Raw genomic sequence first — 23,542 nt, 5'->3', positions numbered from 1 at the left:
GTGGGCGATGCGGAGGTGTGTGCGACCACCTCGTGGCGTGCGCCGGACCGGTTTCGGGTCTGTGAAGGGACCCTTCACAGACTCAGAGTCCGTGAAGGGTCCCTTCACAGACCTCTACACCGACTTTGCCGGAACCCTGGACGCACAGACTGTGAAGGTTCCCTTTACAGCCCTTCTGACGGCAATTAGCCGACCGGTTCGCTCACCTGCAGGCGGTCCGTGCGGCTGTAGACGTTCACCGAACGGCCGCGCAGGAAGCCCATCAGCGTCAGCCCGGTCTCCGCGGCGAGGTCGACCGCCAGCGACGACGGCGCGGAAACCGCGGCCAGCACCGGAATTCCGGCCATCGCGGCCTTCTGCACCAGCTCGAACGACGCCCGCCCGCTGACCATCAGCACGGTCCCGCGCAGCGGCAGCCGGCCCTCGCGCAGGGCGTGGCCGATCAGCTTGTCCACCGCGTTGTGCCGGCCCACGTCCTCGCGCAACACCAGCAGCTCGCCGTCGGCGGTGAACAGCCCCGCGGCGTGCAGCCCGCCGGTGCTGTCGAACACCCGCTGCGCGGCCCGCAGCTTGTCGGGCAGGGCGTACACGACCTCCGGATCGATCACGGTGTGGTCCTCTTCGAGGCTCCACCGCGTGGTCGTGCGGACCGCGTCCAGACTCGCCTTGCCGCACAGGCCGCAGGACGACGTGGTGTAGAAGTTGCGCTCCAGCGAAGCGTCCGGCAGGGGCGTGCCCGGAGCCAGCGCGACATCGACCACGTTGTAGGTGTTGCCGCCGTCCGCGGTCGCGCCGAGGCAGTACCGGATCCCGGCGATCTGCGCCCCGTCGTGCAGCACGCCTTCGCTGACCAGGAACCCTGCCGCGAGATCGAAATCCGCGCCGGGCGTGCGCATGGTCACCGTGAGCGGTTTGCCGCCGACCCGGATCTCCATCGGCTCCTCGCCGGCGAGCGTGTCAGGCCGGCGCGTGCTCGTCTGGTCGCGCAGACGCAGCACCTGGCGCCGTACCGTCGTCCGTCCCATGCTCCCCACTCCTCCCGGCACCCGGATCCGCCACTGGTTCCAGGCGTACCACAACTCCCTTCGACGTGGGGCAGTTGCTCTTCTCCGCGACGCTGTCGAGTGGTACCAGCACGTTCGTCTCGGGGTAGTACGCGGCGGCCGAACCCCGCGACGTCGGGTACGGCACGACCCGGAAATTCCGCGCCCGGCGTTCGACTCCGTCGGTCCAGATGCTCACCAGGTCGACGCGCTGCAGCTCGGTGAGCCCGAGTTCGGCCATGTCCTCGGGGTTGACCATCACGATGTGGCGGCCGTGATGGATGCCGCGGTACCGGTCGTTGGCCGAGTACGGGATGGTGTTCCACTGGTCGTGCGAGCGCAGGGATTGCAGCACCAGGTGTCCCGGAGGCGCTTCGAGGAAGTCGAAAGCGTTGCAGGTGAACATCGCTTTGCCCGTGGCGGTGCGGTATTCGTGGTCGTTGACCGGGTTGCGCAGGCCGAATCCGGCGGGGTCTGCGATCCGCGCGTTGTAGTCGGTGAATCCCGGGACCACCCGGGAGATCCGGTCCCGGATCGTCGCGTAGTCGGCCTCGAACTCCTCCCACGGGATGTCCGGCGACGTGCCGAGCGTGCGCCGGGCCAGCCGGGCGAGGATCGCCACCTCGCTGAGCAGACGCGGCGAGGCGGGCGGCAGCTTCCCTCGGGAGGCGTGCACCATGCTCATCGAGTCCTCGACGGTCACCACCTGTTCGCCGCTGGCCTGCACGTCGCGGTCGCTGCGGCCGAGCGTGGGCAGGATCAGCGCGACGTCGCCGCAGACCCCGTGTGAACGGTTGAGCTTGGTGGAGATGTGCGCGGTCAGCCGGCAGCTGCGCAGCGCCCGCTCCGTCACTTCGCTGTCTGGCGTGGCGCGGACGAAATTGCCTGCCACGCCAAGGAAGAACTTCACCTTCCCATCGCGCATGGCCCGGATCGTGCCGACCGAATCGAGACCGTGCTCGGCCGGCGGGGTGAAGCCGAACTCGCGTTCGAGCGCGTCGAGGAACCGCTGCGGCGCGCGCTCCCAGATGCCCATCGTGCGGTCGCCCTGCACGTTGCTGTGCCCGCGGACCGGGCACACGCCGGCTCCGGGCTTGCCCAGGTTTCCCCGCAGCAGCAGGAAGTTCACCATCTCGCGGATGGTCGGCACGCCGTGCCGCTGCTGGGTCACGCCCATCGCCCAGCAGATGATCACCTTGCCGCTGGCCAGCACCCGCTCGTGCACCTGCTCGATCTCGGCACGGGTCAGGCCGGTCGCGGTAAGCACGTCGTCCCAGCCGGTTTTCCGGATGTGGCCGGTGAATTCGTCGAATCCGGAGGTGTGTGCCTCGATGAAGGAACGGTCGAGCACGGTGCCCGGGTTCGCGTCCTCGGCTTCGAGCAGCAACCGGTTGAGCGCCTGGAACAACGCGAGATCGCCGCCCGCGCGGATGTGCAGGAACTGGTCGGCGATCTTGGTGCCGCGCCCGATGATGCCGCGTGGCCGCTGGGGGTGCTTGAACCGCATGAGCCCGGCTTCGGGCAGCGTGTTCACCGCGATGATGTGGCCGCCGCGCCGCTTGTTCTCCTCCAGCGCGGTGAGCATCCGCGGGTGGTTGGTGCCCGGGTTCTGGCCGACCACGAAGATCAGGTCGGCCTCGTACAGATCGTCCAGGCTGACGCTGCCCTTGCCGACGCCGAGGGTCTCCATCAGCGCGGAGCCGCTGGACTCGTGGCACATGTTGCTGCAGTCGGGCAGGTTGTTCGTGCCGTACGCGCGGGCGAAGAGCTGGAGCAGGAAGGCGGCCTCGTTGCCGACCCGGCCGGAGGTATAGAACGCTGCCTCATTCGGGCTCGCCAGCGCGCGCAGCTCCTCGGCGAGCAGGCCGAATGCCTCGTCCCAGCCGATCGGCTCGTAGTACTGCGCGCCGGACCGCTTGACCATCGGCTCGGTGAGCCTGCCCTGCTGGTTGAGCAGGAAGTCGGACATGGCATTCAGCTCGGCCACCGAATGCCGGCGAAAGAATTCCCGGTCCACCCGGCGCGTGGTCGCCTCGTCGTTGATGTGCTTGGCGCCGTTTTCGCAGTATTCGTTGATATGCCTTTTCTTCGGCGACTCCTCCGGCCAGGCACAGCCGGGGCAGTCGATGCCCTTGCCCTGATTGACGTTCAGCAGGGTGGTGAGCACCCGCCGGGGCGAGGTCTCCCGCAGGGAGTACTCGAGTGCGTGCCGCACCGCGGGGAGGCCGGTCGCCCAGGTCTTGGGCGGGGTCACGGTCAGGGCGTCGTCGCCGGGTTCGTCCTTCACGCGTTCTCCGTTCGAGTCCGCGCCACGGTAAAGCCTGTGTTTAGCGGCGTCAAAAAGGTCTGGTCTGTTTGTTGATAGGGCGGGCCTATTGAGGTGGGAAAAATCGCTTTGGTCTTGACCCGGGTGCAGTTTTTCGAACACAATTGCGGATTGTGGATTTCTCGGTGGCCCGTCGGGCCGGATGTTTCGCCACCCACCCCACTGCCGGAGATCACCCTCCCGCTGGCGTTGGCGCGGGGATACGCGCTGGCCACCCCGCTCGCCCGACCCACGCCCAGGCAGGCCGGGCTGTGAAGGGACCCTTTACGGACGCAGAGGCTGTGAAGGGTCCCTTCACGGCCCGGGGCGGGGCGAGGGGCGAGTGGGGGAGGGGTTAGGCCGATCTGCGTAAGCTGCGTAAACGCACCCAATGTGACCATTGACACACTCTCTGCGATGGCCTTACGGTCGCGGGTAATCGTTTACCTGCCCCACCCCGAACGTCCGCGCCCTCTTGATCGGAGTGCTGCCCGTGCACCGCCGAAGACTTCGTCATGCCCGCAGATCGTCACTGTTCGCAACACTTTCGATACTGATGGTGATGTTCGCCGCCGGTGTGCCTGCCGAGGCGCAGACCGCTGGGCCGCCTCGGGGTGCGTCGGTGGGGCCGGTCGGCTGGGACGTCTACCGCTCGCTCGACGGCATGGCGGCGTTGCGCCCGGGGGCGCAGACGAAGCAGTTCTCGAGTTTCGATCGCACCGGCGGAAACGACGACGGGTTCCGCGGCACCTACAGCTGCCTGCGCGTCACCGCCGAAGGCTGCGTGATCGCAGAGAAGACCGGTGCCGGCGAGATCGAGAGCATGTGGTTCACCCGGGATCAGGGTGCCATGACCGGCAACGGCCGGCTGAACGTCGAGCTGGACGGCGAAGCCGTGCTGAACGGATCCCTCCAGGACATTGTGGACGGACGGCTCGGCGCGCCGTTCGTGTGGCCGCTGGTCGGCAACGGAGCGGACACCTCGGGCGGTTCGGTGATCAAGGTGCCGATGCCGTACCAGCGGTCGATGCGGGTCACCGTGCAGCACAACCCGCTCTTCTATCACCTCACCTACCGCGAGTTCCCGGACGCGGCGGGCGTGCGAACGTTCGATCCGGACGATCGCGCGCTCGACGTCGTGGACCGGTTGCGCGGCTTCGGTATCCGCGACCCGAAACCGGCCGCGCGCCTGGCGAAGACGACGTCGGCCGACGCGGACGTCCCGGATGGCGCCACCCGGCAGTTCGCCGCGTTGCACGGGCCAGGCGCGATCAGCCAGCTCCGCGTCACCCTGCCGCAAGTCCTTTCCGAGCCGCGGGTCCGCGACGACGGGCGCGCGTTCGGCGCGGGCGGGCACAGCTCGCTGCGGATCGCGATCGACCCGGGCAACACCGGCGTCCGGCTCACCCGGCGGGTCGATCCCGCGATCGGGCACCAGGTCGCGGACGTCACAGTGGACGGTGTGGCCGCCGGGCAGTGGACGACCGGCGCGCCGGTGGCCGCGGGCGGGTGGGCCGATCAGGTGCTCGAACTTCCGCCGAGCCGGACGGCGGGCCGGTCCGCGGTGCGGATCGCCACCGCCTTCGTCGCGTCCGATGTGGACGTCAACGAGTTCCGCTATGACGTGCATTCCCGGGTGGAGGGGCAGTGGCGGCGCACCGACGTGCTCGACCTCGGGCCGGCGCACCCCGGCGAGGAGCAGGCGCACGATTACCAGCTGACCATGCAGACCTGGCAGGGGGACCGGACCTACCGCTACCCGCGGGATCCGGCGCGGCTCGCGGCGTCCCAGTCGGTGCTCGGCGGTGCCCGGCTGCGCATCGCGTTCGACGGAAAGACCACAGTGGACTCCCCGATCGGCGAGTTCTTCGGTTCGGGGCTCGGCCGGTTCGACAGCCGGACGATGCTCTCCTCGATCGACGCCACCGACGGCGGATCGTTCACCGCCTGGTGGCCGATGCCTTATCGCCGAAGCGCGGTGGTGGAGCTGGTCAACGCGAGCGGCGTGCCGATCACCGGGGCCAGGGTGGAAGTCACCGCGGCGGCGGATCCCGGTGCGGCCACCGGACTGCGGCCGGGTGGCGAACTCGGCTACTTCACCGCGACGAGCCACGCGGGATCGACCACGACCGGGGCCGACTGGCCGATCCTGGACACCACCGGGCGCGGGGTGTTCTACGGCGAGACCCAGACCATGCGGGGGCTCATCTCGTCCGGCAACCAGCGGAACTACCTCGAAGGCGACGAGCGCGTCTACGTGGACGGGGCGGCCAGCCCGCAGTGGTACGGCACCGGCACCGAGGACTTCTTCGAATCCGGCTGGTACTTCCGCGACGGCACGATCTTCGCGATGCCGCTGGCCGGGGACCCGGCCTACCAAGTGGCCGGGGACGGCTGCCGATACGACTGCACGGGCGCGATTCGGTTGCTGGCCGGAGACGCCGTGCCGTTCTCGTCCGCCCTGACCTTCGGCATCGAACACGGTCCGGTCGACGACTCGCCTGCCGTGTACAGCTCCACCGCGTATTGGTACGGACAACCCGACCAGGGGCTGCGTCAGACCGATTCGTTCGACGTCGGCGACGATGCCGGCCGAGCCTCGCACGGCTACGCCGCCGAAGGTGAGACGCGGGAAACGCTGACTTCGGCCTTTGAAGGTACGAAGGTGACCGGCCCGGTCACGAAGGTGAGCACGGCCGCGACCGGCCCGGTGCGGTTCACCATGACGCTGGATCCCGGCAATTCGGGTGCCCGGCTTCTGCGCACAGGGGACCAGAATGCGGCCTACCAGCGGGCGGCGGTCTTCGTCGACGACAAGCTGGTCGGCAGCTGGACCCAGCCGTTGCACAACACCACCCATCGATGGCTTGAGGACACCTTCGCGCTGCCGATGCGGATCACCGCCGGACGGTCCTCGATCGACGTCCGGATCGTGCCGGAGGGCGATGGCCCGGCCTGGTCCGCGGCGCGGTACCGGCTGGAGACGGTGACGATCGGCTGACCGTCCGCCACCACGGCAAGCACACCGAGGGGATTTGCCGAGCTACACGACGTTCGTCGGTGTTGTCCCGGTTGGTGACCGGGCACCATTGCGTAGTCAGTTTATTACCGACCGAAACGTCGAGGGAACGGTTTGCGTTTCCCGGGGTCATCGGACCAGGGAGGGCTGCATGCGAACGACTCGTGCCAAGATCGGTGTGCTGGGAGCTGCCTCGGCAGGCTTGCTGGCGCTCAGCCTGGCCACCACGCCGGTGGCTTCGGCGGCTGCCGGGCCGGACAGAGTGATGAGCAGCCTCGGTGCCGCCACCGGTGGCTACTACTTCGACGAAGCGGGCAAACCCGTGGTCAACGTCCTGAACGACGCCGGGCTGGCCACCGCGCAGAGTTCCGGCGTGACCGCGAAGGTGGTGCGGCACAGCCTCGGTGAGCTGACCGGGGTGAAGCAGCACCTCGACTCGCTCGGCAGCGTGCCGAACGCGGGCTGGGGCCTGGACATCGCGCGTAACCAGGTCGTCGTGGACGTCTACGACGCCACCCCGGCGGCCGAGCGCGACCGGCTGGTCCGGACCGCGCAGCAGTACGGCGATCTGATCCGCGTCGACAAGCATGCCGGTGCGATGTCCCTGTTCATCAAGGGCGGCGAGGAGATCACCAACGGCAAAGGCTACTGCTCCAACGGGTTCAACGTGGAGAAGGACGGCAAGAAGCTGCTGCTGTCCGCGGGCCACTGTGAGGTACTCGGCGGTGGCGGCCCCTGGAACGGCGGCAAGACCGTCGGCTTCAAGTTCCCCGACGAAGACAACCTGCTCGCGGAGAACGCATCCGGGGAAGGCCCGAGCGAGGTCGGGGACGGCACCAAGATCACCAGCTTCGCCGACGCCGTGGTGGGCGAGGCCATCAAGCGCGACGGCCGCACCTCGGGCGTCACCTCGGGCAAGGTCACGAAGGTGGACTACACCTTCGAGGCCGAGGGCTACACCGTCTACCACGAGTTCTGCACCACGGCGAAGTCCGCGGGCGGCGACTCGGGCGGCCCGGCCTACGACGGCGGCAAGGGCCTCGGCACGCTTTCCGGTGGTGACAGCTCGACCTCGTGCTTCTTCCCGGCCAGCATCTCGGTCAAGCGGTACGGCGTCTCGCTGCCGCGGTCCTGAGCGACGTCGCCGTGGGCGGGTATTCCGTCCACGGCGACTGGTCGGGAACCGTTCCGGCGGGCTTCGTAGAGCATGATCGACGCGGCCACGCCGATGTTCAGCGAATCCACGGTGCCGACCATCGGGATTCGCAGCCGCCGGGACGCGCCGGCGAGCAGCTCGTCCGGCAGGCCTTCCCGTTCGCTGCCGAGCAGGATGGCGAGCGGGGGGTCGTACGGCGCGCTCCAGTGGTCGTCCTCCGCGGTGCCGGAGGTGGCCAGGACGGTGACACCGCGCTCCTCGGCCCAGCCGAAGAACTCCTCCGCGCTCGCCTGCACCACGTCCACCGCGAACAGCGAACCCATACTGGCTTTGACCGCGGCCGGTGAGTACGCGTCCACCGTGTCCCCGACCAGGATCACCCCCGCGCCGCCCACCGCGTCCACCGTGCGGATGATCGTGCCGAGGTTGCCCGGATTGGCGATTCGGTGCAGGGCGACGAAGATCGCCCCCGGCGGAGCCTCCAAAGTGGACAGATCGCCGGTCCGGCCGCGCACGACGGCGGCCAGCCCGCCGGGGCCGTCGCGGTCGACGAGCCGGGTGAACAGCTCCGCGCTGAGCCGGGCCACCGCAACGCCGGCGCTCTCCTGTTCGTCGACCATCCGCAGCGCCGCAGCGCCGGTCAGCAGGTCCGGGGCGACGATGAGCGTCTCGATTTCCCAGCCCGCCTCAACGGCGTACCACACCGGCTGAAGGCCTTCGACGACGAAGGCGCCCGCGCGACGCCGATGCTTGCGGTCCGCGAGCTGACGGACCCGCTTGGCGAGCGGGTTGGCCGCGCTGGTGATCAGATCGGTCATGAGGGGCTTCCTACCAGCCGTTCTTGCGTGCACGGGCTTCGTAGAGCAGCACCGAGGCGGACACCGACACGTTCAGCGAATCCGCCGAGCCGAGCATCGGGATGCCCACGCGGGCGAAGCCGGCGTCGTACCAGGGCCGGGAGATGCCGAACCGCTCGCTGCCCACGACCAGCGCGGTCCGGCCGCGGTAGTCCGGCTTCCGGTAGTTGACGCTGTCGTCGGTGTCGGCGAGGAAGACCCGGAACTCGTTGCGGCGCAGCCAGCCGATCGCGTCGTCCACCTCGTCGAAGTCGAGCGAGGGCACCTTGATGCTCATGCCCTGGCTGCTGCGCAGCACCTTCGGGTGCGTCATGCGGGTCCGGCGGTTGGTCATGACCAGGCAGTCCGCGGCGCAGGCGTCCATGGTGCGCAAGAGGGTGCCGAGGTTGCCCGGGATCTCCAGCGCGTCGGTGACCAGCACCAGCGCGTCCGTGCCGAAGGTGAACTCCGCCGGATCCCAGTCGGGCAGCCGGGCGATGGTGACCAGCCCGTCCGGATTGGGCCGTTCGGCCAGCCGGGCCAGGGTTTTCCCGGAGACGCGGTACGCCCGCTTCGCCCGGTCGGCGAGCTGCTCGGCACGCGTGCGTGATTCGTCCGAATAGGCCGCCTCGGGGCACCACAGGAAGGTGTCCACCGCGACCCCGGATTCGAGGACGATGTTGTTCTCGAACAGCCCCTCGGCGACGAAGGTGCGGCGCGGGATACCCGTGCGGTTGTGCTGGATGTCACGGACGAGGTTCGCCGCCGGGTGCTGAAGGCCGATCTGCTGCAGTTCCATGCCACCGCTCGTGTGTCGCCAGGGGAAGGGCGGCCCCACGATACCCGTGCGCGTCCCGGGGCGCGGGGTGACCGATCGATGCGGGGGGAGTTGAGGTTTTGTAGAGAATTCGCGAGCGTGAATGCGCAGATCAAATGAACCCTAAATTCTTCCCGGTAGTATTGCGGTCGGCAGGTGAACTGCACATCATGAATCCCCACGGCGTGGTGGAGCGCGCGGACTTCCTCGCCGGAATCGGAATTCTTCCTGCTTGAGAATGAGGGAAACCTGCATGTCCCAGCTCTCGGACCCGGTCGGTCTCGCCGGGGATCCCCCCTCGGCCCCCCGCGGGCTCGCCCAGGAGGACAGCGGCTACCACAAGGGCCTCAAGGGCCGCCAAGTGCAGATGATCGCCATCGGCGGGGCCATCGGCACGGGGCTGTTCCTGGGTGCCGGGTCGCGGCTGCACGACGCGGGGCCCGCGCTCGCGGTGGTCTACGCGGTGGCCGGGGTGATCGCGTTCTTCGTGGTCCGGGCGATGGGCGAGCTGGTGATGCACCGACCCTCCTCGGGGTCTTTCGTGTCCTATTCGCGGGAATTCCTCGGTGAGAAGGCCGCGTTCTTCGCGGGCTGGATGTACTTCCTCAACTGGGCCACGGCCGGGGTCGCCGACGTGACCGCGGTGGCCAAGTACACCCAGTTCTTCTGGCCCGATCTGCAGCAGTGGATCCCGGCGCTGATCGCGTTGTTCGTGATCCTCGCGGTCAACCTGGTGTCGGTGAAGCTGTTCGGCGAGCTGGAGTTCTGGTTCGCCGCGATCAAGGTGCTGGCGCTGGTCGTGTTCATGGTGGTCGCGATCGTGGTGCTGGTGCTGCGCAACCCGATCGACGGCGTGGTGCCCGGCCCGAGCCTGGTCACCGACAACGGCGGCATCTTCCCGATGGGCGTGCTGCCCGCGCTGCTCATCCTGCAGGGCGTCGTGTTCGCCTACTCCGGTGTCGAGATGGTCGGCGTCACGGCGGGCGAGACCGCCAACCCGCGCAAGATCATCCCGAAGGCCGTCAACTCGGTCGCGTGGCGGATCGGCATCTTCTACGTCGGCTCGGTGATCCTGCTGGTCATGGTGCTGCCCTGGACCGCGTACAAGAGCGGGGAGAGCCCGTTCGTCACCTTCTTCACCAAGCTCGGCGTGCCCGCCGCGGGCGGGATCATGGACGTCATCGTGCTGACCGCGGCACTGTCCAGTGTGAACTCCGGGCTCTATTCGACCGGCCGGATCCTGCGTTCGCTCTCCGTGGCCGGCTCGGCGCCGAAGTTCACCGCGCTGATGAGCAAGAGCGGCGTCCCCTACGGCGGTGTGCTGCTGACCTCGGCGGTCTACGCGCTCGGCGTGGTGCTCAACCTCCTGGTCCCCGGCGAGGCCTTCGAGGTGGCGCTGGAGTTCTCCGCGCTGGGCATCATCGGGATGTGGTCGATGATCGTCATCTGCCACCTGGCGATGACCCGCAAGGCCGGCCGTGGCGAGATGGAACGCCCGGCCTACCGGCTGCCCGGCGCGCCCTACACCAACTACGTCACCCTCGGCTTCCTCCTGCTGGTGCTGACCATGAGCTGGTTCGGCGGGACGTCGGGCCGGATCCTGATCTACAGCCTGCCGGTCCTGGCGCTGGTGCTCGTCGGGGGCTGGTTCGCCGTCCGCGGCCGGGTGCGCCGCGTGGCGGAGGCCGCCGCTGCGGAACCCTCCGGAGACGGAGCCTGAATCACCGGCTCCCGGCGCGCTAATCCCCTCCCGCGCCGGGGGCCGGGTCCAACCCCCGGGGACAGACGCCGCCACTGCCATCCAGGCAGTGGCGGCGTCGTGCATTATCGCGACGCTGCGTCGTCGGCAAGCTCCCGGAGAACTTCGACCAGCGCCGCCACGCTCGGCCGTGTCCGAGCCGCCGCGCGCACGATGACGACGATGTGCCGTTCGAACGGCTCGGTCAGCGAGAGCACCCGGAACCGGGAAGGGCGCAGCTGCCGCATGAAGTCGGTGACCGGGGTGACGCCCACGCCCGCCTCCACGAGCGCGAGGGACGCGGCGGTGTCGGTGACCTGGTGGTGCACGCGGGGTTCGACGCCCGCGCGACGGCAGACGGTCAGCACCGCCCGCGCGTAGTGGGTCGTCAAGTCGGGCAGGATCCAGCTGAGTTCCCCGGTGTGGGCCAGGCTGATCTTCCGGACGCCGGGCAGCGTGCCGTCGGGTACCGCGAGGGAGAACCGTTCCCGGAAGAGCCGTTCCAGCCGCAGCGTCGGCTCACGCGGGATCGGCACGTCCGGGTAGTCCAGGCCGAGCGCCAGATCGACGGAGCCGGCGGCGACCGCGTCGTGGACGTCGTCGACCACCAGCTCGTGGCTCCGCACGACCAGGGCCGGGTGTGTTGCGCGGACCCGGGACAGCGCGGTCGGCAGGATTTCGGCCGCCGCGGTGGCGAACAGGCCGACGTTCAGGGTGCCGGAGACGGTGTCGGAAGTGCGTTCGAGAGCGGCCACCGCGTCGGCCTCGATCCCCAGCATGCGCTCGGCATGCGCGGCCAGCGCCGTGCCGGCGTCGGTGAGTTCGACCCGGCGTCCTACGCGCCTGAGCAGCGGGTGGCCCGCGGACCGTTCCAGCGCGTTCAGCTGCTGGGAGACGCCGCCGGGGGTGTAGCCGAGGGCTTCGGCCACCGCGGTGATCGTGCCCCGGTGGGTGAGTTCGACCAGGGACCGCAGCTGCGCGCTCGTCCACTCCATCTACTGATGCTAAACGGTTGAAGCTAATAAGTGTGAGTAGACGTGAATTGTTTCGCCGCTCACGATGGGGCAGGACTCCGCCCGCCGATATCCGGGAAGGACCCCGCGGATGCCTCGAAACCCGTTGCCCGAGCGTGCTTCCGTCGTCGTCATCGGGGGCGGGGTGATCGGCACCAGCATCGCTTTCCACCTCGCCGAGGTCGGCGTTCCCGACGTGGTCCTGCTCGAACGCGGCACGCTCGGGGGCGGGTCGACCTGCCGCGCTGCGGGCGGGGTGCGCACCCAGTTCTCCGACGAGCTGAACATCGCGCTGGGCGCCCGCAGCCTCGAAGGGTTCACCCGGTTCGGGGAACGTCCAGGGCAGGAGATCGACCTGCACCAGGTCGGCTATCTGTTCCTGCTGTCCGACCCGGAGCACGTCACGGCCTTCGAACGGGATGTCGCACTGCAGAACGAACTCGGCATCGGCAGCCGGATGATCAGCGTGGACGAGGCACGGCGGCGGTCTCCGCTGATCGACACCGAAGGAGTGCTCGCCGCGGCGTTCTCGCCCGACGACGGGCATTGCACCCCGGAATCCGTGGTGCTCGGCTATGCGGCCGGCGCCCGGAGGCACGGCGCGGTCCTGCGCACCGAGACCGAGGTGCTCGGCCTGGAGTGCCGGGGGGACCGGGTACGCGCGGCGGTGACCGAGCACGGCACGATCTCCGCGGACACGGTCGTCTGCGCGGCGGGCGCGTGGTCGGCGGCGGTCGGCGAGATGGCGGGCGTCGATCTGCCGGTCCAGCCGGTGCGCAGGCAGGTCATGTTCACCGAAGCGATGCCGGACCTGCCCCCGGCGGTGCCTTTCACCATCGACTTCGCGACGTCGTTCTACTTCCACGCGGAGGGCCGTGGCCTGCTGCTCGGGATGTCCGACCCGGAGCAGGAGCCCGGTTTTCACCTCGACTACTCCGACGAATGGCTGCCCCGCCTCGGCGCCGCGATCGGCCGTCGGGCGCCGAGCCTGCTCGAAGTCGGGCTGACACCGGGCTGGGCCGGGCTGTACGAGGTCACCCCGGACCACAACGCCTTGCTCGGCCGCGCGGTCGAGACGTCGAACTTCTTGTACGCCACGGGTTTCTCCGGGCACGGGTTCCTGCAGGCGCCGGCCGTCGGGGAGATCGTGCGGGATCTCTGCCTGGAGCGCGAGCCGTTCCTCGACGTGCGCCCGCTCAGCGTGCAGAGGTTCGAGCCTGGCGCGTTGATCCGCCCCGAAACCCACATCGTGTGACGAGCCGAAAGGAATGCGGTGAAGACGTTCAGTCAGTGGCAGCTGCGTGCGGAGTTCGCGCGTCGGCTGTCGGACATGTACGGGCGTGAGGTCCCCGCGTACACCACGCTGGTCGACGTCTCGCGCCAGGTCAACGCCGAGGTGCTCGAACGCTCCGGGGCGGAGGCCGAGCGGTTCGGCTCGATCGCCAGGGTGACCGCGGAGCGGCACGGCGCCATCCGGGTGGGCACGCCGGCGGAGCTGCGTCAGGTCGCGCGGATCTTCGGCGCGCTCGGGATGCACCCGGTCGGCTTCTACGATCTGCGCGAAGCGGCGGCGAGCGCGGTGCCGGTGATCTCGACGGCCTTCCGCCCGATCGAGCCCGCCGAGCTGGCCCGCAATCCGTTCCGGGTGTTCACTTCCCTGCTCACCCCGGCCGATCCGCGGTTCTTCGACGACGATCTGCGGTCCCGGCTGGAGACTTTCCTGGCCGGGCGCGAGCTGTTCGGCCCCGAACTGATCGAGCTGGCCGAGCGCGCCGAGGCCGAGCGGGAGCTGCCCGAGGACGCAGGCGAGCGGTTTCTGGAGCTGGCGGTGGGCGCTTTCGAGCTGTCCGCCGAGCCCGTCGACAAGGCGTGGTACGAGACGCTGGCGGAGGTTTCCGCCGTGGCGGCCGACATCGGCGGCGTTCGCAGCACGCACATCAACCACCTCACCCCGCGCGTGCTCGACATCGACGCGCTATACCAGGCGATGACCGAACGCGGCATCGCGATGATCGACGCGATCCAAGGCCCGCCCCGGTGGGACGGCCCGGATGTGTTGCTGCGCCAGACGTCGTTCCGGGCGCTGGACGAGCCGCGCCGGCTCCGGCTGCCGGACGGCTCCGTGACGACCGGGGTGCTGCGGGTGCGTTTCGGCGAGGTCGAGGCGCGCGGGATCGCGTTGACGCGCAAGGGTCGTGCCCGGTACGACGAGCTGATGGCGGAGACCGACCGCGACACTGCCGAACTCGGCCGGGAAGAAGCCGCGCGCGCCGCTTGGCGGGACGGGTTTCCCGGTTCGGAGCAAGGTCTTGCCGAAGCGGGCCTCGCCTACTTCACCTACCGCTTGCGAGCGGACCGGCCCCGCCGCGGCCGCCCGCCGTCCAGCCTCGCGGGGTTGCTCGCCGAGGGCTGGATCGAGGCCGAACCGGTTGTCTACGAAGACTTTCTGCCCCGGTCGGCCGCCGGGATCTTCCAATCCAACCTCAACGGCGAAGGCCGGCGCGACAACTCGCGTGAAGGCGTCCGCTACGACCAGGACTGGCTGTCCGGCGCGATCGAACGCGAGATCCACGATCCGTTCACGCTCTATGAACGCCGGCAGCGTGCTTCGATCGCCGCGCTCCACCTGCCCGGCCCGCTGCACTCATTGACCGACTGAGGAAAGGAAATCCGCATGACCGGCACGACTCTGCCCGGCACCGACGCCCTCCGTGAGCGAGCACTGGCCGCCCTGGGCGCAGCCGGTGTCACGCCGCAGTACGGCGAGGGCCTGACCGCGCGCACCCCGATCACCGGGGAGGTGTTGTTCGATCTGCACGCCACCACCGCGTCGGAGGCCGACGAAGCCATTGCCGCCGCGGCCGGCGCGTTCCGCACTTGGCGCACCACTCCGGCGCCCGCGCGCGGTGACCTGGTCCGCCGCCTGGGCGAGCTGCTGCGCGCGCACCGGAGCGAACTCGCCGATCTGGTCACCATCGAGGCGGGCAAGATCCGCTCGGAGGCGCTCGGCGAGATTCAGGAAATGATCGACATCTGCGATTTCGCGGTCGGCCTGTCCCGCCAGCTCTACGGCCGCACCATCGCGTCCGAGCGTCCCGGCCACCGGCTTGCCGAGAGCTGGCATCCACTCGGCGTGGCCGGGGTGATCTCGGCGTTCAACTTCCCGGCCGCCGTCTGGTCCTGGAACACCGCCCTCGCCCTCGTCTGCGGGGACACCGTGGTGTGGAAGCCGTCCGAGGCGACTCCGCTGATTTCGTCGGCGTGCAGTGGTTTGCTGGATCGGGCGGCACAGGACGTGGGTGCGCCGCGCGAAGTGCACCGGCTGCTGCTCGCCGGCCGGGAAGTGGGGGAGCAGCTGGTCGGCGACTCGCGCGTGGCGCTGATCAGCGCCACCGGTTCGACCCGGATGGGCCGCGAGGTCGGCCCCAGGGTGGCCGCGCGATTCGGGCGCAGCCTGCTGGAACTCGGCGGCAACAACGCTTCGATCGTCACACCGTCGGCCGATCTCGAATTGGCCTTGTCCGGCATCGTATTCGCCGCCGCAGGCACCGCCGGGCAGCGCTGCACGACGCTGCGCCGGCTGATCGTGCACCGCGACATCGCCGACGAAGTTGTCGAGCGGCTCGTTGTGGCCTATCGCAAACTGCCGATCGGGGACCCGTTCGCCGAGGGCACTCTGGTCGGCCCGCTCATCACGGCCGAAGCCGCGGAGCGGATGCGGGACGCGCTGAACCGCGCTGAAGCCGAGGGTGGCAAGGTCCTCGTCGGCGGCGGGCGCAGGCTGGCGGAGGACGCCCCATCGGCGGCCTATGCGGAGCCGGCGATCGTCCGGATGCCGGAGCAGACCGCGGTCGTGCGTGCGGAGACGTTCGCCCCGATCCTCTACGTCCTGACCTACCGCGACTTCGACGAGGCCATCGCGCTGAACAACGCGGTGCCCCAAGGGTTGTCCTCGTCGGTGTTCACCGGAGACCAGCAGGAGGCCGAACGGTTCCTCGCGGCAGACGGCTCGGACTGCGGGATCTCCAACGTCAACATCGGCACCTCGGGCGCGGAGATCGGCGGCGCGTTCGGCGGGGAGAAGGAGACCGGTGGTGGCCGGGAGTCCGGTTCGGACGCTTGGCGGTCCTACATGCGCCGCGCGACCAACACCGTCAACTATTCGAGCCGGTTGACGCTGGCGCAGAACGTGAGTTTCCTCTGACGCGAACGGGAAGCGCCGCCGCGGACGGTGGCGGCGCTGACCCGCAGCCGCCTCGCGGAGATCCAGACCGCCCTGGCCGAACGCGAAGCGGCCTGAAGAACCCGACCCCGTCCGTAGGGACCACTGACCGGTTTTCCGGCCTGGTGGTGAACAGAACCGATCAACCAGTCGGTTCGCCCTGGACATACCGCACCGTGTCCAGGGCGAACCCGACGTAGTGGCGGGCGATGGCAGCCGGTCCCGAAGGTCCGCCGGGTGACCACCACTGCGGGAGCGCGGTACACATGGTGACCACGGCTCGCGCGGCCTCTTTCGGCAGCTCGGTGGCCATCACGCCACGGCGGCAGCCCTCCCGCACCTCGTCCTCGACCATGTGCTGTATCTCCTGGCGGGCGGCCGCGATCCGGGTCCGGGCGGGTTCGGCGAGGCTGCGCATCTCGCTCGCGCCGATGAACCCGAGTTCCCGCCGGTGCGTGTGGTAGAGCGCCAGGCACTCCACCAGATTCGCGAACCGCGCGACCGATCCGTCCGCCTCGGCCCGCGCCGCGCGGGCCCGGGTCAGCACCTCGTCCATGGTCCGGTCGAGCAGCGCCACCAGCAGGTCCTGCTTGGCCGGCCAGTGGTGGTAGACCCCCGGTACGGAAAGCCGGGCACGCTGGGCGATGTCCCGGACGGTCGCGCCGTGGTACCCCAGTTCGACGAACGCCGCGAGCGCGCCGGCCAGCGGTGGTTCGAGCCGGAGCGGACCGAACTCGCGCCAGCTTCCGGCGACCGGCGGCGGCGTGCCCCGCAGCGTAGCCGCGTCGGCACCCAGGATGACCGCCGCTTGGGCTAACCGGGCGTCGTCGATCTTCGTGTGGCCGTTCTCGACCGCGCTCCACGTGGCGGCGCTCACCTCGAGTTCCTGCGCCAGCTGACGCAGCGTGAGCCCGGCCTCGCGCCTGGCCGCGCGCAACCGGGCACCCGCGTCCCGGCGGGCGTCGCGTTCCTCCGCTGCTATCGCCACTGCTACCGATCCCTCGCTTGACAGCTCCGAGTGCCTCCGCAAGGGTACGCACTGTCTTGTTCAGATCTACCGATCGCTCGTTTGGAGGGCCAGTCATGAGCCCGGTGACCTACACCCTCGACGGCCGGGTCGCCCGGATCCGGCTGACCGGCGAGCGCGGCAACCCGCTCACTCAGTCCACTGTGGACATCCTGCACTCGGCCGTCCGCCAGGCCCGCCGCGACAAGGCGCACGTCGTCGTCCTGTCCGCCGAGGGAAAGGCCTTCAGCGTCGGCGGCGACGTGTCCGTCTTCGCCGGCGCCGAAGACGTCGGCGTCCTGGTCGACGATCTGGCCGAAGCCTTGCACCGCACGGTCAACGAACTGCATCGCCTGGACGCCATCGTCGTCTCGGTCGTCCAAGGCACCGCCGCCGGCGCCGGATTCCCCCTCGCCGCGGCGGCAGACCTGGTCCTCGCCGCCGAATCCGCGCGATTCACCTTGGCCTACACGAAACTCGGCTTCTCCCCGGACGGCGGCAGCTCCCTGCTCACCGCCACCGTCGGCCTTCACCAAGCCATGCGCCTCGCACTTCTGAACCCCGTGCTGAGCGCCGCCGAAGCCCACCAGCTCGGCCTCGTCGCCGAAGTCCATCCGGACGACGAACTCGCTGCCGCCGCGGAAAGGGTCGTACAACGCCTCGCCGCCGGTTCGAACGCTGCCCAGTCCGCGACGAAACGGCTGCTGCGCGACGCCGCGCTGCCCGCATCCGAAGCCGCGCTGCGACGGGAAACCATGTCTGTCCGGGCGTGCGCCGCCGGTCCGGACGGCCTTGAAGGAGTCGCGGCGTTCCTGGAGAAGCGGCCTCCGCAGTTCCCGAGCGCGTCTCCCGCCTGAGGACTGCCACTCGGTTCGCGAATGAGGGGGGAAACGCCCCGGATAATGGTGCGGTTTCTGTCGAGATTTTCGGTTACGGCCGCGCCCCTGCCGAGGCCGAGTGCCGGTGGTCTGCGAAACTGGCGCCGACAGGCGAATGGCAGACCAAGGGAGTTCGATGAAACTGCTCGTGACCGGTGGTGCCGGCTATATCGGCGGTGTGGTCGCCCACAAACTGGTGGCGGCCGGGCATGAAGTGGTCGTCCTCGACGACCTTTCCACCGGGCACGCGGAGACGGTTCCGGACGGCGCTGAATTCCGGCAGTTGCCGATCCACCGGGTCGGGCAGGTTCTCACGCCCGGCGCGGGCTTCGACGGTGTGCTGCACTTCGCCGGGAAGATCGAGGTCGCCGAGTCGGTCGTGCGGCCCGATCTCTATTGGGACGTCAACGTCACGGGTTCGCTGGCGCTGCTCGAAGCGATCCGGAATGCCGGTACGCCGCGGATGATCTTCTCCTCGACCGGCTCCATGTATGTCGCGGAAAACGGTGAGCCGCTGACCGAGGACGCGCGGGTGCGGCCGGGCAACCCGTACGCCGCGAGCAAGCTCATGGTCGACATGATGCTGGCCGGCGAGGCACGGGGTTTCGGTCTCGGTGCGGTGAGCCTGCGGTACTTCAACGCATCCGGGGCCGTGGGCGCGCTCGGCGAGCGGCACGATCCGGAAAGCCACTTGATCCCCATCGTCCTGCAGGTCGCCGCCGGTGAGCGCGACCGGCTGAAGCTGTACGGCACGGACTACCCGACGCCGGACGGCACGTGCGTGCGGGACTACATCCACGTGTCCGACCTCGCCGACGCGCACCTGCTGGCGCTCGAAGCGATCAAGCCCGGCGAGCACGAGGTGTTCAACCTCGGGAATGGCAACGGCTACACCAACAAGCAGGTCGTCGAGGCCGTCCGCGAGGTGACCGGCAAGGACGTCCCGGTCGACCTCGCCCCGCGGCGCAGCGGCGACGCCGCCGTCACGGTCGCCTCCAGTGCCAAGGCGCACAGCGTGCTCGGCTGGAAGCCCGCGAAACCCGAACTGCCGGAGATCATCGCCGACGCCTGGCGGTTCCACACCGAATTCCGCCGCCCCTAACGCTGTGAAGGGACCCTTCACGGACTCAGCGTCCGTGAAGGGTCCCTTCACAGCTTGGGTGCCGGGTTGCTGGTCGATGATCGCGGCCATCGGGTCGGCGGCGGTGTACTCGGCTTGCCGTCAGGGTGTGCCGTGAATGGTGCGAATTGCCGTCGCGGCGTGGTGGCGGCCGGGGAGTCGAAACTCCGGCCGGCGACAATGAGCGTCGCACGGTTTTTCGGTAGCATTCCACCATGAGCGTCGCGCGCGAGGAACGGCAGCTGATCAGTGATCTTTTCGACGAATGGGGGCCGGACGAACCGACGTTGTGCGGCGACTGGACAACCCGGGATCTCGCGGCCCATCTGATACTTCGGGAAACGCGGTTCGACGCCGCGCCCGGAATCATGATCCCGGCATTCGCCGGGTACACCGAACGGGTGCAGCGTGGAATCGCGGCGCGGCCGTGGTCGGGGCTCGTGGCCGCGGTGCGTTCCGGGCCGCCGTGGTGGTCGCCGCTGGGGATCGGGTTCATCGACAACGCGGCGAACACCGTCGAGTTCTTCGTCCACCATGAGGACGTGCGCCGGGCGAGGCCGGGCTGGGAGCCGCGGGCGGCGGAGGCGGAGCGGGACAAGGCGGTCTGGCAGGGGGTGCGTTCGCTGGGCAAGGGCCGGATGGGCCGGAGCCCGGTCGCGGTCACCGCGCGTGACGGCGCGACCGGCGACGAAGTGGTGTGGAAGTCCGGCGCGGACCCGGTCGTCGTCAGCGGGGCGCCGGGCGAGTTGCTGTTGTTCGCGGTGGGCCGCGATGCCGTCCGCCTCGAATTCGACGGGGCGGAGGCGGACATCGCGGCACTGCGGTCCTCAGCTCGTCAGTTCTGATCTGCGGTCGCCGGACATCGGCTGGGCCGGGATGCCCCGGGCGGCCCGGCCGGGGTAGGGGCGAGGGGACAGGCCCAGTTCGGCGAGCCGGCCCACGTAGATCTGGTACTTGCGGCGGGCCTCGCCGAACCGGCCGGCCGAGTCCAGCGCTTCGACCAGCCCCAGGTGCGCGCTCTCGTCATAGGCGTCGCGTTCCAGCACCTTCAACCGGAATCGGATCGCCATGTCCAGATCCCGCTCGGCGGTACCGATCGCGGCCAGTGCGCTCACCACTTCCAGATACACCGACTTGGCCATTTCCCGCAGGCCCACCGCCCAGTCGGCATAGGGATTCTCCTCCAGGAAATCCCCGGTGTAGCGCGCCTCGGCGGAAAGCAGCTCGGTGCGTGCGTCGCGGTGGCCGCGGTGCCGGTCGAGCGCGGAATTGGCGTTCGCCAGGAATTCCTCGACATCGACCCGGACCGAGCGCAGCGCGACCGAGTACTTGTCGGCCACCAGGAAATGGTCCTGCGGCAGTTCCCGTCGCGGATCGAGCACCGCGCGGATGATCGACAGCGCCGCGGACAGCCGGTTCGCGCACCGGCCGGGGTCCTCGTCCGGCCACAGCGCGGCCATCAGCTGTTCCCGGGCCGTCGGCTGTCCCCGCCGGGTGATCAGGATCGCGAACAGGTCGCGGGCCTTCTTCGAACGCCACTCGTCCGGCCCCACCGGCTTCGCCCCGCGCAGCACGCGGAGGCCGCCGAGCACCCGGACCCGCAGGGACAGGTGCCCCGGCACCAGCACCTGCCGAAGCAGCCCGGCCGCCTCCTCGGCGGCGGCCGGCATGCCGAACGCGCGCAGCCGCTCGGTGGCCGTGTCCAGCCCGCTGGACGAGCCGGCGCTGAGCCGGGCGATGGCCATCTCGGCCATTGCGGCCCGCAGTTCGTAACCCGCGCTGCGCCAGATGTCCACGGCTTCGGAGAGGCCGGACAGCCGCTCGGCCTGGTCGGCCGCGCACAGCGCGCAGATCTCCAGCGCCTCGGCCAGATCCGCCCGCTGGTCGACCAGGCCCGTGGAGCCGAGCACCGCGCGCGCCATGTCCAGCGCCCGCTCGGTATGGCCGTTGTGCAGTTCGATCCACGCCGCCGTGTTCCAGGCGCCGTACTGCGCGGACCACAGCCCGGCTTCGTCCACATCGGACACCAGGGCTCTGGCCAGCTCCGGGTCATCGCCGAACACGACGCGGGCCAGCCCGGACCGCGCGATCCGCCACATCAGCAGGTTGCCCGCCTGCTCGGCGACCTGAGCGGCCTCGGTGTAGGCCACGCGGCTCAGAATGAACTGCCCGCGCAGCCGTCGTACCTCGCCGAGCCCGAACAACGCGTCGACCACCGCGCGGCTGCCCGCCGCCCGGTGGATGGTGAGCGCTGCGTCGAAGTCGGCCGCGGCCTCGGCGAGCTTTCCTTGCGCCAGCAGGGCGTCGCCGCGATGACAGCGGGCCTGTGCCCCGATTACGGTGTCATCCCCGAACGAGTGAATGATCGTCGTGAACTCCTGCACGGCACGCTCGTGCTGCCCGTTGGCCAGCGCTCGCGCCGCACCGGAGCCGGCGACGGCGTAGTGCACCAGCAGGTCGTCGGTCTCGGCGAGTTGCTGCTGGGCGCGCACCTGCCACCAGTCGGCCTCGGCCCGATCCCCGGCGAGCAGGGCGAACAGCCCGGCGGCGAGCGCGGAGAGGCCGATCGACGCCGGATCCTCGCCGGTCCGGCCGGTGCGCTGGGCGGCCCGCATCGCCGCCCGGCCCTGCTCTGGTTCGTTGCGGTACCAGTGGGCGATCGCCTTCCAGGCGGCCACTGCCATGGCACCCGGCGCGGTCAGGTCGATCGGCTCGCAGGCCTGCAGAATCCGGTTCGGCTCGCCGAGCAGGTTGTACACGGCGGCCAGCTGGGCGACGAGCGCGGGTTCGGGGGACCGGCTGCCGGCGATCGCCGCCTCCAGGCCGCGCGCCGCGGCCAGCGGTTCGCCGGACCTGATGCGTGCCCACGCCTCGATGACCTCGATCCGGGGATTCCGGTACACGGTGCCGAGCTGGGCACAGGCCCTCGCCACCTCGGTCGCCGACCCCCGTTCGAGCATCGTGGGGCCGCTGCGGGCGAGCAGGTCGGCCAGCAGTGCGGAATCACCCAGCCGCCGGGCACAGTCCAGTGCGTCGGCCGGCCGGTCGCGGGTGGCGAACCAGCCGACCGCGACCGCGAGTGCGTGCGCCCGCTCGGCCGCACTGGGTACCCCCTGCTCCTGTATCGCCGCGGTGACCAGCGGAATCGGCGCGAACCAGCTTTCCGGCTCGCGGTCGAGCAGGCCGGCCGTGGCCAGTTCGTCGAGCAGCTCGTCACTGACCGGCAGGCCGAGCCTGCGCATCAGGCCACCCTGGAACCGGGGCAGCACGGCGCACCGCCGCAGCAGATCCCGCACCCGCGCGTCGTCCGGAATCGCCTCGGTGCGCGTGTACCTCAGCACTGGGCTGCCCAAGGTGGACAGGATGGCGCCGGTCGTGATCGGCGCCCCGAGGTCACGCAGCGCCAGCAGCACCGGGGCGGGCCAGCCGCCGGTCGCTTCCCGCAGCGCGGCCACCGACGCGCCGCGCTGTTCGGCTTCCGGCGCGGGAATCCGGCGCGCCACCAAGCGGTTCAGCTCCGCCTCGCCGAACCGCAGGTCCGAGGCCTGCAGTTCGAGCGGTTCACCTCGCCCGCGCAAGGCCGTGCCCGAGATCGGCAGCCGCCCGCGGGAACTGAGCACCAGGTGCAGCCCGTCTGGGCCGCGCCAGATCAGCTCCTCGATCAGCGTGCGCAGGGACGGGCCGGCGCGCGACAGGTCGTCGAGGACCACCGTGAGGTCCCCGGTCACCACTTCGCCGACCAGCTCCGCGGCCGCCGCCTCGCCTCGGGCGGTGTCGAACTCGCCCAGCTTCCGTGCCGCCTCCGGCAGGTGTTCCCCGATTCCCGCGGCGATCCGGTCCAGCACCTGGCGTGGCGAGGTCGTGACCGATACCGCCAGATAACAGGTCCGCGGGACGAGCCGTCCCCATGCGCACAGTGCCGCCGTCTTCCCGTACCCCGCCGCCGCGATCACCAGCGCCAGCCGGTGGTTGGTGATCAGGTCCAGGCGGGCGTGCAGGTCGGGGCGGTCGATCCAGTCCGGCGCGGACACAGGCCAGCCCGTGCGAGTGGTCTGGTTCATGATCGTTTCTCCCCCTCTCGGTTCTCGGTGCGCCTTTCCAGAATGACGCAGATTTCGCAGGCCGAACCCACAGAAGTACCGAGCCCGGTCCGTGATCACCCGGATGCCGATTCGGCAGCACTCACTGTGCACTCAGCCGAGCCGAATGTCCCCCTCTAGCGTGTCACCCATGCAGACATACGTACTCCGGGTATGGGTCCCGAGGTCGTTTTCGGACGAGCAGGGACGGTTGTGTGGTATCGCCGAGCACATCTCCTCGGGGCGGACCGTGGTCTTTCGCAATGACGCCGAGATACTCAGTTTCCTCCGGGAGCATGCGAACGTGGTG

16 protein-coding genes are annotated in these 23,542 nt (G+C 69.8%); 9 read left to right on the top strand and 7 right to left on the bottom strand.

Features of this window, described 5'->3' with window-relative positions; translation table 11 throughout:
* Positions 1 to 185: 185 nt before the first annotated feature.
* Together fdhD and D5S19_RS23200 are read right to left on the bottom strand one after the other, a co-directional pair.
* Positions 186 to 1,025, bottom strand: coding sequence for a formate dehydrogenase accessory sulfurtransferase FdhD (gene fdhD / locus D5S19_RS23205; protein ID WP_120025519.1), 840 nt, complete (start codon positions 1,023 to 1,025; stop codon positions 186 to 188).
* Positions 958 to 3,330 carry an FdhF/YdeP family oxidoreductase gene (locus D5S19_RS23200; protein ID WP_120025518.1) on the bottom strand — a complete coding sequence of 791 codons (2,373 nt, stop codon included), beginning with the start codon at positions 3,328 to 3,330 and terminating at the stop codon, positions 958 to 960. Before D5S19_RS23200 ends, fdhD begins: the two co-directional genes overlap by 68 nt.
* A 574-nt stretch (positions 3,331 to 3,904) precedes the next feature.
* On the opposite strand from D5S19_RS23200, the gene D5S19_RS23195 reads away from it, so the two are divergent.
* Positions 3,905 to 6,349 (top strand): glycoside hydrolase family 172 protein, encoded by a 2,445-nt coding sequence (locus tag D5S19_RS23195; RefSeq protein ID WP_233574107.1) that lies wholly within the window; start codon positions 3,905 to 3,907, stop codon positions 6,347 to 6,349.
* Between the two features lie 169 nt (positions 6,350 to 6,518).
* The gene (locus D5S19_RS23190) at positions 6,519 to 7,502 is read left to right on the top strand and encodes a S1 family peptidase (protein ID WP_120025517.1); all 984 of its coding nucleotides are present in this window, start codon (positions 6,519 to 6,521) and stop codon (positions 7,500 to 7,502) included.
* On the opposite strand, the gene D5S19_RS23185 is transcribed toward D5S19_RS23190, so the two are convergent.
* Both D5S19_RS23185 and D5S19_RS23180 read right to left on the bottom strand, forming a co-directional pair.
* A complete protein-coding gene (locus tag D5S19_RS23185) occupies positions 7,388 to 8,341 on the bottom strand; it encodes a TrmH family RNA methyltransferase (protein ID WP_120025516.1) in 954 nt (317 codons plus the stop codon). The two genes, D5S19_RS23190 and D5S19_RS23185, sit on opposite strands and share 115 nt — an antisense overlap.
* 10 nt (positions 8,342 to 8,351) lie before the next feature.
* Positions 8,352 to 9,158, bottom strand: coding sequence for a TrmH family RNA methyltransferase (locus D5S19_RS23180; protein ID WP_120025515.1), 807 nt, complete (start codon positions 9,156 to 9,158; stop codon positions 8,352 to 8,354).
* 271 nt (positions 9,159 to 9,429) lie between these two features.
* On the opposite strand from D5S19_RS23180, the gene D5S19_RS23175 reads away from it, so the two are divergent.
* Complete coding sequence (locus D5S19_RS23175) at positions 9,430 to 10,896, top strand: amino acid permease (RefSeq protein ID WP_120025514.1); 1,467 nt, start codon at positions 9,430 to 9,432, stop codon at positions 10,894 to 10,896.
* 104 nt (positions 10,897 to 11,000) lie between these two features.
* On the opposite strand, the gene D5S19_RS23170 is transcribed toward D5S19_RS23175, so the two are convergent.
* Positions 11,001 to 11,909 carry a LysR family transcriptional regulator gene (locus tag D5S19_RS23170; RefSeq protein ID WP_120025513.1) on the bottom strand — a complete coding sequence of 303 codons (909 nt, stop codon included), beginning with the start codon at positions 11,907 to 11,909 and terminating at the stop codon, positions 11,001 to 11,003.
* Between the two features lie 109 nt (positions 11,910 to 12,018).
* Between D5S19_RS23170 and D5S19_RS23165 the strand changes: the two genes are divergently transcribed.
* Genes D5S19_RS23165 through amaB form a run of 3 tightly spaced genes read left to right on the top strand, consistent with a single transcriptional unit; the run spans position 12,019 to position 16,131 of the window.
* A complete protein-coding gene (locus D5S19_RS23165; RefSeq protein ID WP_199730649.1) occupies positions 12,019 to 13,182 on the top strand; it encodes an NAD(P)/FAD-dependent oxidoreductase in 1,164 nt (387 codons plus the stop codon).
* An 18-nt stretch (positions 13,183 to 13,200) separates the two neighbouring features.
* Positions 13,201 to 14,586, top strand: a complete 1,386-nt coding sequence (hglS, locus tag D5S19_RS23160; protein ID WP_120025512.1) for a 2-oxoadipate dioxygenase/decarboxylase — start codon at positions 13,201 to 13,203, stop codon at positions 14,584 to 14,586.
* A gap of 15 nt (positions 14,587 to 14,601) precedes the next feature.
* Complete coding sequence (gene amaB, locus D5S19_RS23155; RefSeq protein ID WP_120025511.1) at positions 14,602 to 16,131, top strand: L-piperidine-6-carboxylate dehydrogenase; 1,530 nt, start codon at positions 14,602 to 14,604, stop codon at positions 16,129 to 16,131.
* Positions 16,132 to 16,291: 160 nt separating this feature from the next.
* On the opposite strand, the gene D5S19_RS23150 is transcribed toward amaB, so the two are convergent.
* Positions 16,292 to 17,137, bottom strand: coding sequence for a TetR family transcriptional regulator (locus D5S19_RS23150; RefSeq protein WP_120025510.1), 846 nt, complete (start codon positions 17,135 to 17,137; stop codon positions 16,292 to 16,294).
* Between the two features lie 95 nt (positions 17,138 to 17,232).
* Between D5S19_RS23150 and D5S19_RS23145 the strand changes: the two genes are divergently transcribed.
* From D5S19_RS23145 to D5S19_RS23135, 3 genes are all read left to right on the top strand, one after another.
* Positions 17,233 to 18,012, top strand: a complete 780-nt coding sequence (locus tag D5S19_RS23145) for an enoyl-CoA hydratase/isomerase family protein (protein WP_120025509.1) — start codon at positions 17,233 to 17,235, stop codon at positions 18,010 to 18,012.
* Positions 18,013 to 18,169: 157 nt separating this feature from the next.
* Positions 18,170 to 19,135: a UDP-glucose 4-epimerase GalE gene (gene galE / locus D5S19_RS23140; RefSeq protein ID WP_120025508.1), complete on the top strand. Its 966-nt coding sequence runs from the start codon at positions 18,170 to 18,172 to the stop codon at positions 19,133 to 19,135.
* Positions 19,136 to 19,368: 233 nt separating this feature from the next.
* Positions 19,369 to 19,998 carry a TIGR03085 family metal-binding protein gene (locus tag D5S19_RS23135; protein WP_120025507.1) on the top strand — a complete coding sequence of 210 codons (630 nt, stop codon included), beginning with the start codon at positions 19,369 to 19,371 and terminating at the stop codon, positions 19,996 to 19,998.
* On the opposite strand, the gene D5S19_RS23130 is transcribed toward D5S19_RS23135, so the two are convergent.
* On the bottom strand, positions 19,981 to 23,214 hold the full coding sequence (locus D5S19_RS23130) for a BTAD domain-containing putative transcriptional regulator (RefSeq protein WP_120025506.1): 3,234 nt from the start codon (positions 23,212 to 23,214) through the stop codon (positions 19,981 to 19,983). The two genes, D5S19_RS23135 and D5S19_RS23130, sit on opposite strands and share 18 nt — an antisense overlap.
* Between the last annotated feature and the right edge of the window lie 328 nt (positions 23,215 to 23,542).

This window comes from Amycolatopsis panacis, assembly GCF_003600245.1.
Taxonomy (GTDB): domain Bacteria; phylum Actinomycetota; class Actinomycetes; order Mycobacteriales; family Pseudonocardiaceae; genus Amycolatopsis; species Amycolatopsis sulphurea.
Note: the sequence above shows the minus strand (reverse complement) of the source record. Positions and strands in the feature narration are given on the sequence as shown.